Here is an 8094-nt window from a genome sequence, read left to right on the forward strand (position 1 = left end):
CTCTACGCTCCCGCCGGCGTCCGTCATTGTGGTGCACGACCTCACCCCGTCCATGACCGCGACGATCGACAAGGACAACGTTGCCGGCATCGTGACCGAGGTGGGCGGCCGCACCTCCCACTCCGCGATCATCGCGCGCGCCCTCGAGATTCCGGCCGTCCTCTCGGTCGTGAACAGCTGCGCCGCCATGCGTCCGGGTGCCACGGCGATCGTCGACGGCACGCACGGCCAGGTCATCCTCGACCCGGACGAGGCCACGCTCGCCGACTACACCGCCAAGGCCGAGGCCATGGCTGCCGACAAGGCCGCCCTCGAGGCGTTCCGCGGTGTTGAGACCGCCACGGCCGACGGCATCAAGAAGGTGCTCGCGGTGAACATCGGCGGCCCCGGCGACGTGCCTGCAGCGCTCGAGCACGACGGCGAGGCGATCGGCCTCTTCCGCACCGAGTTCCTCTTCATGGATGCGACGTCGCTTCCCAGCGAGGACGAGCAGTTCCAGGCGTATCAGAACGTGGCACTTGCGCTCAAGGGTGCCTCGGTGATCATCCGCACGCTCGACGTGGGCGGCGACAAGGAGATCCCGTATCTCAAGCTCCAGAAGGAAGACAACCCCTTCATGGGCTACCGTGCCGTGCGCTACTGCCTCGATAACCCGGACGAGTACAAGGTGCAGCTCCGCGCCCTCCTGCGCGCGAGCGCGTTCGGCGACATCAAGATCATGGTGCCGCTCGTCACCTGCCTGGAGGAGCTCCGCCAGGTGAAGGCGCTCGTTGAGGAGTGCAAGGCCGAGCTTCGCGCCGAGGGCGTGGACTTCAACGAGAACATTGAAGTCGGCGTCATGATGGAGACGGCCGCTGCCGCCAACATCGCCGACGACCTCGCCGAGGAGGCCGCGTTCTTCTCCATTGGCACGAACGACCTCACCGGCTACACCATGGCGTCCGACCGCGGCAACGACAAGGTGTCCTACCTCTACAGCTGGTACTACCCGGCGGTGTTGCGCGCCATCAAGAACATCATCGTCGAGGGCGTGAAGAAGGACATCATGGTGGGCATGTGCGGCGAGGCCGCTGCCGACCCGCTGCTCACGCCGCTGCTCATCAGCTGGGGCATGGAGGAGTTCTCCGTCTCCGCGCCGAGCGTCCTGCGCACCCGCAAGGCCATCTCCCAGTGGACGAAGGCCGACGCCGACGCCCTCGAGGAGCAGGTCATGCAGCTCAAGACCGCCGACGAGGTCAAGGCTGCGCTCGAGGAGGCCGCGCGCAAGTAGGCTGTCCGGCCTAAGCGCGCTTCCCGTTAGGGAACCGTAAGCTTTTGGCTATCGCTTGCATTCACTGCATGGCGCGACTATGCTTGCGCCATGCAGTTTCTTGTGAAAGGAAGGTGGCTGCTCGTGTTCTATACGCTAACCGCCAACCCCGCCGTTGACATGACGGTGATGTGCTCGCCGCTCATCCCCAACGAGAACGTCCGCTCGCATTCCGCTGGCTACACCGCCAACGGCAAGGGTCTCGACGTCTCGTTCGCGCTTAAGAAGTTCGGCGTCGACTCCGTCGCGCTCGGCTTCTTCGCCGGCTTCACCGGCAAGTACGTCGTCGAGGAGACCATGAACACCGGATGCCTCTGCCGCCCGGTGTGGATCGACGGCGTCACGCGCATCAACTCCTATTTCAACGACGGCGAGAACGAGTACGGTATCCTGAACCCCGGTCCTGAGCTCACGCCCCAGGGCGAGCAGGAGCTGTACAAGATCCTCGACACCACGGGCGACCTCGAGTGCCTCGTCGTGTCCGGCTCGCTGCCGCGCAAGGCGTCGAAGGACTTCCTCGATCAGGTCGTCGCCCACTCGCAGGCGCGCGGCGCCGACGTGGTGCTCGACCTCTCGAGCGACAAGCTCAAGGACCTGTGTGCCACGCATCCGCTGCTCATCAAGCCGAACCACCACGAGATGCGCGAGATCTTCGGCGTGCAGATCGACACGGACGACGATGCCCGCCGCGCGCTCGCGCTCGCTCACGAGGCCGGTGTGCAGAACGTGCTGCTTACCATGGGTAGCCGTGGCAGTGCCTACTTCTCGAACGGCGAGGACATCTGGTACGCGAAGCGCGACTTCAACATCAAGCTCGTGTCTTCCGTGTGCGCCGGCGACTGCACGCTCGCCGCGTTCCTGCTCAAGTGGTACCACGACCGCGACAACGTGGAGGAGGCGCTCAAGCTCGCGATGGCGACCGGCGCCAACGTTGCCGAGAGCGTCGGCCTGGGCGACTTCGGCCACGTGGACGAGTACAGCCGCCGCGTGACAGTGCGCAAGCTCTAGGCTTCAGCTGAATCTGCGTTTTGAGCCCTCGTGCCTGGCACGGGGGCTTTTTCATGTTTGAGCGTCGTGCGCGGGGTGCTTGTTTCGGTGCCTGAGGATGAAGATGTATCCGTTAGCGACCCTTCAAACGGATTAGTTTGCATCATAAGCGCTCGATTGGCCGCGGAGGGTTCGCCCGGAGAGGCCATCCACGCCTTGCGCATACGGCGCGATCCGCTCGGCTCATGGTAAGCTAGGAGCGATTGAAGAAGGCTGCAGTCGCTCGAGCGGGAAAGGAGGGGCGATGGAGGCTGTCGATGCGAAGCGCGCTGCCGTCGCGCCTCCCGCGCTGAACGGAACGCGTCCCACTCAGGCCGCGCTCCGTGTGCTCAGCGTGCTCGAAGGTGCGGGGCTCGAGGCGTGGATCGTGGGCGGATGGGTGCGCGATGCGCTCCTGGGTGCGCCGAACCACGATATCGACGTGTGCTGTTCCGGCCTGTGGCAGGAGAGTGCCCGGGCGCTCAGAGCGTCTGGCATCGACGTAGTGGAATCGGGTACGAAATTCGGCGGCATCACGGCGATTGCAGACGGCGAGCGCATCGAGGTCACGACGTATCGCCTGGACGGCTTCTACACTGATGGGCGTCATCCGGAAAGCGTGGAGCGGGCGGCGAGTGTTGAGGAGGACCTTGCGCGTCGGGACTTCACCGTGAATGCGATGGCGTGGCACCCCGCGCGCGGTCTGCTCGATTGCTTCGACGGCGCGGGCGACCTTGAACGCCGGGAGATTCGCGCGGTGGGGGAGCCGCAGCGGCGCTTTGAAGAGGACGCCCTGCGTATGCTCCGTGCCGTGCGCTTCGCGTGTCGGCTCGACTTCACCATAGAACCTGCGACGGCTGCGGCTCTGGCGAGTTGTGCCCCGCTCCTCGATGCCGTGGCGCGCGAGCGCGTGGGCTGGGAGCTCGAGGGAATCTTGGCGACGGGACGCGCCGGCGGCGCGCTCGTGCGCTATCCCGAGATCATGTGCGCTGCCATCCCGGAGCTCGCGCTGTGCCGGGGATTCGGCCAGCACAGCCGCTACCACGTATACGATGTGTACGAGCACACGGCGCGCGTGCTTTCGGTCGCGGGCGAGGAGGCACGCGGCCGTGGTGCCGCGGCAGGGCCTTCACCCTCGCTCATGTGGGCCGCGCTTTTGCATGACGTGGAAAAGCCTTCCTGCTTCACGCTTGACGAGCGCGGAAACGGCCACTTCTATGGGCATCCGGAGCTCAGCGCCAAGACGGCGCGCGTCGTGATGGAGCGGCTTTCGTGTCCGAAGGAGCTTGTGCGCGATGCCTGCTTGCTCATTCGCTACCACGACCGTCCACTTGAGGCCGAGCGTCGCAGCCTTCTGCGCATGATGAGCTGCCTTGCGGGGGCGGGCGTCGATACGATTCGTCTCATGAATGAGCTGTTCGACCTCAAGCGCGCCGATACCTTCGGCAAGGCTCCCTCGTGCTTCTATTATGTCGAAGAGATCGAGCGCATGCGCGAGATGGTGCGTGAGCTCGTGGCGACGGGCGAGGCGTATAGCCTGTCTACCCTCGATTTGGGCGGGCGCGATCTCATCGCGGCGGGAGTGAAGCCGGGCAAGCAAGTGGGCGATCTGCTGCAACGCGCGCTCGATGCCGCAATCGACGGTGCCGTCTCCAACGACCGCTCCGCCCTCCTAGCGTATCTCAACCTGTAATGTCCCAAAAAGGGACAGGTGCATTTTGGGACAGGAGATGTCAAATAACCCCTGGGGTAATTTGACATCTCCCGGAACCCAGACGCTCCTGGGGTAATTTGACATCTCCCGGCAGGTTCCGTACCACGCCGCCGGGTAACACTTTTGACCCCGTCCCCAAAGTGTTGCTATCATCCTATCGGTAACACGAATCTGGCAATTCGTAACACTGGATGGATGGAATGGAACATCAGGTCGATACGCGTATTCTCACGCGTCGGGAACTCATCACGGCGGGCTGCGCGCTTGTGGGCACGGCCGCCCTTGCCGGTTGCGCAGGGGAGCAAGGGCAAGCGGCAAGCGGCTCCTTCGGCAGCGGCTCAAACAGCGAGGTAGACCCGGCGCGCCAGGTCGTCATCGCCATGAACACCTCGAGCGAGCCTGCAGCGGGTTTCGATCCGCTGGTGTCCTGGGGCTGCGGCGAGCATGTGCATGAGCCGCTCATCCAGTCGACGCTCATCACGACCGATGAAAACCTTGCGTTCCAAGGCGACCTTGCAACGGAATGGCTTTGTTCCAACGATGGCCTCACCTGGACGTTCACCCTGCGCGACGACGTCGTCTTCTCGGATGGCGAGCCCCTTACGGCCTCGGATGTCGCCTTCACGCTGAACGAGGCCGCTTCCAGCGCGACCTTCGAGGCAGACCTCACCATGGTGGAGCGCGCCGTTGCCGCAAGCGACACGGTCGTCGAGCTCCATTTGAAGAAGCCCTACAACGCGCTCCTTTACACGCTCGCGGTGCTTGGCATCGTACCCGAGCACGCTTACGGCGAGAGCTACGGGTCGGCACCCATCGGATCCGGCCGTTACGTGCTCGAGCGCTGGGATCCCGGCCAGCAGGCGATTTTTCGCGCGAACCCTCTGTATTACGGCGAGGCGCCCGCGATGGAGCGCGTCGTCGTGGTCTTCATGGACGAGGACGCGGCGCTTGCGGCCGTGGCGGCAGGGGAGGTCGACATCGCCTATACGTTCGCCACCCATGCTCACCAGGCGTTTTCTAGCTACGAGCTCGTAAGCTATGCGACGGTCGACTCGCGCGGCATCTCGCTGCCCGCGATCCCCGCCGGTTCCACAAAGGTCGAGGATGGCGATATCGCATACAGCGCGGGCAACGATGCGACCTGCGACGTCGCGGTGCGGCGGGCGATCTGCACGGCGATCGACCGCGACCGCGTGATCGCAAACGTCCTCGAGGGCTTCGGCAAGCCTGCTTTCAGCGTGAGCGACGGCATGCCGTGGTCGAGTGCCGACATGGAGGTCGCATACGACGCGGCCGCCGCCGGTGAGCTGCTCGATGCCGCAGGCTGGCGTGCCGGCAACGACGGCATCCGCGCAAAAGATGGCGTGCGTGCGGCGTTCGACCTCTGGTATTCGTCTGACGATTCCGTGCGGCAGGCGATGGCCTACGAGGTTGCCGATCAGCTCGCGCAGATCGGCATCGAGGCGGTTCCGTGCGGCGGCAGCTGGGATGAGGTCTACCTGCACCAGTACGAGGCTCCCGTCCTGTGGGGCTGGGGCTCGAACTCGCCTATCGAGGTCTATGCGCTCAACTATTCCACCGGATGGGGGAATTACGCCTGCTACGAGAGCGCCTCGATCGACGCTCATTTGGACGACGCCCTTGCAGCGAGCGACATCGAGGATTCCTACGCCCACTGGCAGCTCGCCGCGTGGGACGGCGAGGACGGCTTCGCGCCAAGGGGCGCGGCGACCTGGGCATGGATCGCCAACGTCGACCACCTGTACTTCAAGCGCGCGGGGCTCGACGTCGCCGCGCAGAAGCCGCATCCGCATGGGCACGGCTGGTCGCTTGCGAACAACGTCGACCGCTGGACATGGCGCGACCGATGACCGCACGCCTCGCTCGACTCATGCGAAGCGCCGTGCTCCCGCTCGTTCGCCTCGCATCCTTGCTGCTCGCGGTGAGCTTCATCACGTTCATGCTGGTGGCGAGTTCGCCCATCGACCCCGTTCAGGCGAACGTGGGACAGGCGGCCTACGCCACGATGGCACCCGAGCGTCGCGCCGAGCTCGCCGAGCGCTGGGGCGCAGACGAGCCGCTGATCGAGCGCTATGCATCCTGGCTCGGGGACGCCTTGCGGGGCGATTTCGGCGAAAGCCTGCGCTTCAACGCCCCGGTGACCGATGTGCTTGCGGAGCGGATCGCGGCGTCGCTCGGTCTGCTCGCATGCGCCTGGGTGCTCGCGGGGCTCTTGGGCATCATGCTCGGCGTCGTGGCGGGCGCACGGGCAGGAGGTCTTGCGGATCGTGCGATTCGAGCATGGTGCTATGTGCTTTCCGCCACACCAGCCTTTTGGCTCGCGCTCATCGCACTCATGGTCTTCAGCGTCTGCCTTGGCTGGTTTCCCGTGGGGTTTGCGGCGCCCATCGGGGCGGCGGGCGAGGTCTCGCTCGCGGCGCGCCTGCACCACATGGCGCTCCCCGCGCTCGTGCTCTCGCTCACCGGCATCGCCAACGTCGCGCTCCATACGCGCGAGAAGACCATCGAGGTGTTGGGGTCGGATTATGCGCGCTTCGCCCGCGCGCGCGGTGAGGGCGAGGGGAGCATCGTGGTTCGCCATGGCGTGCGCAACCTCGTGCTGCCGGCGATCTCGCTTCTGTGCGCGCAGGTGGGTGAGCTCGTGGGTGGCTCCGTTCTTGTGGAGCAGGTGTTCTCGTATCCAGGATTAGGGCAGGCGGCCGTCACGGCGGGTTTGGGCGGAGACGCCCCGCTGCTCGTGGCGATTGCGCTTGTCACCTCGGCCGCCGTGTTTGCGGGCAACGCGTGTGCGAACGTGCTCTACCGCGTGGTCGACCCGCGTCTTCAAAACGGGGGTGGACACCTTGCGTAACGAGTCTGCCGAAAGCCGTGTCCGCACCCGCTCTCGCGTGAACGTGCGGCTTGGATCTAGCAGCAGCGCCGCGTCTTTCCCAGCGTCGACGCTCCATGTTTCGTCACGACGGTACGGCTGCAGTCGCCGGGGCGCGCTTCGTCTGCTTATCACGGCCACGCTTGCGCTCGTGGCGATCGCTATCGCAGGCCGCGCGCTCGCAGACGCCGCCATCGCGACGGATTTCGCCCAGAAAAACCTTGCACCCTCGCTCGCGCATCCCTTCGGCACGGATTGGATGGGGCGCGATATGCTCTGCCGCACGCTCGCCGGGCTCTCCACGTCCGTGCTCGTCGGGGTTGCGTCGGCGGCGGTGTCCTCCGTCGTCGCGATCGTGTTTGCTGTGGCTTCTGCGTTCGGCGGGCGTCGCCTCGACGCCGCGATCGAATGGCTCACGGACCTCGTTATGGGCATTCCGCACCTCATTCTGCTTATCCTCGTAAGCTATGCGCTTGGCCGCGGAACACTCGGGGTACTCGTGGGTGTGAGCCTTACGCACTGGCCGAGCCTTTCCCGCGTGCTGCGCGCGGAGATGCTTCAGGTAAGCGCCCAACCCTTCATGGCGTGCTCGTGTGCGCTGGGTGTGTCGCGGTTGCGGCTCGCCGTCACACATCTCGTGCCGCACGTGCTGCCGCAGTACCTCATCGGTCTCGTCCTGCTCTTTCCCCATGCGGTGCTCCACGAGGCATCCATCACGTTCTTGGGGTTCGGTCTCTCGCCCGAGGAGCCGGCGATCGGTGTGATCCTTTCCGAGGCGCTTACCTATCTCACCGCGGGTGCATGGTGGCTCGCCGTCTTTCCCGGCCTTGCCCTGCTCGCCGTGGTGCTGCTCTTCGATATGGTCTGCCGAACGATCGCTTCCACCGCGTTGGCGACGGCAGCGCCAACCGCGTTGACAACGGCCGCTTCCACAACGTCGGCGACGACGAGCTCCACCGCGTTGGCGACGGCAGCTTCTGCCGAGTTGGCGACAGCCGCTTCCGCTGCGTCGACATTTTCCGCCAGTTTTAGCGCTGTGGCGGGCAATTCTGTCGAAAAATGTCGACGCAGTGGGGGAGATGGTCGCTGGGATCGCGCTGGCGGCGGGGGAGACGCGGCCGTGGCGGGAGCGGTCGCGCAGGAGCCAACGCGGTG

6 protein-coding genes are annotated in these 8094 nt (G+C 65.4%); all 6 read left to right on the top strand.

All coding sequences use genetic code 11. The features are described from left to right. Nucleotides 1-1270, top strand: a 1270-nt coding sequence (ptsP, locus tag QZ079_RS06250; protein ID WP_297036510.1) for a phosphoenolpyruvate--protein phosphotransferase, incomplete at its 5' end; no start/stop codon positions are given. Between the two features lie 123 nt (nt 1271-1393). After that, nucleotides 1394-2317 (top strand): 1-phosphofructokinase family hexose kinase, encoded by a 924-nt coding sequence (locus QZ079_RS06255; protein WP_291288280.1) that lies wholly within the window; start codon nt 1394-1396, stop codon nt 2315-2317. A gap of 283 nt (nt 2318-2600) precedes the next feature. After that, nucleotides 2601-4028, top strand: coding sequence for a CCA tRNA nucleotidyltransferase (locus QZ079_RS06260; protein WP_297036514.1), 1428 nt, complete (start codon nt 2601-2603; stop codon nt 4026-4028). 221 nt (nt 4029-4249) lie between these two features. After that, on the top strand, nt 4250-5920 hold the full coding sequence (locus QZ079_RS06265) for an ABC transporter substrate-binding protein (RefSeq protein ID WP_297036516.1): 1671 nt from the start codon (nt 4250-4252) through the stop codon (nt 5918-5920). Further along, nucleotides 5917-6921: an ABC transporter permease gene (locus QZ079_RS06270; protein ID WP_297036518.1), complete on the top strand. Its 1005-nt coding sequence runs from the start codon at nt 5917-5919 to the stop codon at nt 6919-6921. The genes QZ079_RS06265 and QZ079_RS06270 overlap by 4 nt, the downstream gene beginning before the upstream one ends. A 169-nt stretch (nt 6922-7090) precedes the next feature. Next, nucleotides 7091-8094, top strand: a 1004-nt coding sequence (locus QZ079_RS06275) for an ABC transporter permease (RefSeq protein WP_297036521.1), incomplete at its 3' end; no start/stop codon positions are given.

The organism is uncultured Enorma sp. (genome assembly GCA_905210055.1).
Classification (GTDB): Bacteria; Actinomycetota; Coriobacteriia; order Coriobacteriales; family Coriobacteriaceae; genus Enorma.

Excerpts from the sequence above, each read along its gene's own strand:
- QZ079_RS06260 (WP_297036514.1), top strand. The coding sequence starts at position 2,601 with ATGGAGGCTGTCGATGCGAAGCGCGCTGCCGTCGCGCCTCCCGCGCTG.
- QZ079_RS06265 (WP_297036516.1), top strand. The coding sequence starts at position 4,250 with ATGGAACATCAGGTCGATACGCGTATTCTCACGCGTCGGGAACTCATC.
- QZ079_RS06270 (WP_297036518.1), top strand. The coding sequence starts at position 5,917 with ATGACCGCACGCCTCGCTCGACTCATGCGAAGCGCCGTGCTCCCGCTC.